Source organism: Nocardia sp. NPDC058497 (assembly GCF_042720195.1).
GTDB lineage: Bacteria > Actinomycetota > Actinomycetes > Mycobacteriales > Mycobacteriaceae > Nocardia.
Genome location: NZ_JBHXMY010000153.1, coordinates 8949 through 11660, shown reverse-complemented (window position 1 = coordinate 11660; position 2712 = coordinate 8949). Strand labels below are relative to the sequence as shown.

The window sequence follows — 2712 nt, the reverse complement described above, 5'->3', positions numbered from 1 at the left end:
CTCAACCCCCCCCCCCCCCCCCCCGCGCGCCCCCGGCCGGTTCCCCCGCCGCCGTGGTGGATCCCCCCGCCGACGCCGCTGTCCTGACCGCCGGGAAGATCAATGCGGCGGGCGGCACCGCCATCGGCGTCGGCTGCGATGTCGCCGAGGAAGCTTCGGTGGCCGACGCGGTGGCGCGCACCGTCGCCGACCTCGGCTCGCTGGACGTGCTGGTGAACAACGCGGGCGTGCTGCGCGACAACCTGCTGTTCAAGATGTCGGTGGACGACTGGGACACCGTCATGGCGGTGCACCTGCGCGGCGCCTTCCTGTGCAGCAAGGCCGCCCAGAAGCACATGGTGGAACGTGGTGGTGGCGCGATCGTCAACACCTCGAGCGTGTCGGCGCTGGGTAATCGCGGGCAGGCCAACTACGCCGCGGCCAAGGCGGGCATCCAGGGGCTGACCCGCACCCTGGCCATGGAACTGGGCCCGTTCGGCATCCGCGTCAACGCGGTGGCTCCCGGCTTTATCGCCACCGAGATGACCGCCGCCACTGCGGCACGGATGGGAGTGAGCGCCGAAGAGCTGCAGGCGAAGACGGCCGAGATCACGCCGCTGCGCCGGGTCGGAACCCCCGACGACATCGCCAATGTGGTCGCGTTCCTCGCCTCCGACGATGCCGGGTTCGTCACCGGCCAGACCGTGTATGTCGACGGCGGACGCCGTCTCTAGAGATTTCCGGAGATCATCATGCAGCGCACAGTTTTCACCGATGAGCACGAGGCGTTCCGCAAGACGGCGCGCGCGTTCATCGAATCGCAGGTCGTTCCCGTGTACGAGCAGTGGTACGAGGCCGGCATCGTGCCACGCGAGTTCTATCGCAGCCTGGCTGATCTGGGTGTCTTCGGCATCGAGGTGCCCGAGGAGTATGGCGGCGCCGGGATCGACTCGTTCAAGTTCCAGGCGATCCTCATGGAGGAAACCGCCCGTGCCGGTGTGTCTTTCGGCGGTTCGGGTGTGCACGTCGGCCTGTGTCTTCCCTATCTGAAGAACCTCGCGACCGACGAGCAGAAGCAGCGGTGGCTGCCGGGTTTCGTGTCCGGGGAGATCATGTTCGCCATCGCGATGACCGAGCCGGGTACCGGATCGGATCTGGCGGGCATGCGCACCACCGCGCAGCTGTCGGAAGACGGTACGCACTATGTGCTCAACGGTGCGAAGACGTTCATCACCGGCGGGGTGCACGCCGATCGGGTGATCGTCTGCGCCCGGACGGCTCCGCCGTCGGATGCCGATCGCCGCCACGGTATTTCGCTGTTCGTTGTCGACACGAAGTCGCCGGGGTACACCGTCGGCCGCAAGCTCGACAAGCTCGGCCTGAAGGTGTCCGACACCGCCGAACTGTCGTTCACCGACGTGCGGGTGCCGGTCACCGATCTGCTCGGCGAACCGCATCGGGGTTTCGGCTACCTCGGACAGAACCTGCCGCAGGAGCGGCTGTCCATCGCGGTCGGCGCCTACGCCCAGGCCAAGTCCGCCATCCGGTTCGCCCTCGAATACACCAAGGGACGCACCGTTTTCGGTCAGGCTGTCTCGCACTTCCAGAACACCAAGTTCGAGCTGGCCGCCTGCCGTGCCGAGGTCGACGCCGCCGAAGCCGTGGTCGACCGTGCGCTCGACGCCCTCGACCGCGGCGAACTCACCCCGGCCGACGCCGCCTCGGCGAAGCTGTTCTGCACCGAGGTGGCCTCGCGGGTGATCGATCGCTGCCTGCAGTTGCACGGCGGCTACGGCTACATCAACGAGTACCCGGTGGCCCGGTTGTACGCCGACAACCGGGTGAACCGCATCTACGGCGGCACCAGCGAGGTGATGAAGATGATCATCGCCAAGGACATGGGCTTGTGACGAGCCCCGCGTACCTGGTCGACGGCGTCCGCACGCCGTTCGGCCGCTACGGCGGCGCGCCGGCCGCCGTACACCTTCGACGCCAACGAGATCCACCGCGACGGCATCGCCCTCGGTGCCCTACTGCCCGTGCTGAGGCCGGCACCGTCGGGCATCCTGTGTGGGGTGTCGACGTGGAGATCGCCGACCCCGCGATCACCGACCGGATCGTGTTGCTGCCGGTGGGGGAGACCGGGGAGGTGGTGGTGCGCGGGCACACCGTGTTCAGCGGGTACACGGGAAGGCCGGAAGCGGCCGCGGCGGCGGTGGTCGACGGGTGGTTCCGCACCGGTGATCTGGGCACGCGCGACGAGACCGGCCGGGTGCGGATCGTCGACCGGATCACAGAGATGATCCTGCGCGGCGGATTCGACGTGTACCCCACCGAGGTCGAGGCGGCGCTGGTGCGGCACCCGAGGATCGCGCAGGTCGCCGTGATCGGGGTGCCCGATGAGCATTACGGTGAGGAGATCGTGGCCGTCGTCGTACCGGACGGTGAGCTGACCGAGCAGGACGTCATCGAGTTCGGCAAGGAACAGGTCGCCGGATACAAGTACCCGCGCCGCGTCGAGTTCGTCTCCGAACTCCCGCTCGGCCCCACCCACACAGTGCTCGAGCGCGAACTGCGCCGTCGATTCGGAGGAGTGGCATGACAACGGATTTCGCCGATTTCGATGCCCTGCGCGCGGCAGCCGGGACCGAACTGGGGCCCCGGTCTCTTTTAAAAAACACCGATCCCAACATACCGTAATAAATCACTGTGACTTATAAACATATACATTCC

The 2712-nt window shown here is 67.2% G+C and carries 3 protein-coding genes; all 3 read left to right on the top strand.

The window, feature by feature from the left end; all coding sequences use genetic code 11:
- Window positions 1–713, top strand: a 713-nt coding sequence (locus ACFWPJ_RS13230) for an SDR family oxidoreductase (protein ID WP_378850555.1), incomplete at its 5' end; no start/stop codon positions are given.
- Between the two features lie 18 nt (window positions 714–731).
- A complete protein-coding gene (locus tag ACFWPJ_RS13225; protein WP_378850552.1) occupies window positions 732–1889 on the top strand; it encodes an acyl-CoA dehydrogenase family protein in 1158 nt (385 codons plus the stop codon).
- Window positions 1886–2581, top strand: a complete 696-nt coding sequence (locus ACFWPJ_RS13220) for a hypothetical protein (RefSeq protein WP_378850549.1) — start codon at window positions 1886–1888, stop codon at window positions 2579–2581. The genes ACFWPJ_RS13225 and ACFWPJ_RS13220 overlap by 4 nt, the downstream gene beginning before the upstream one ends.
- Window positions 2582–2712 lie beyond the last annotated feature (131 nt).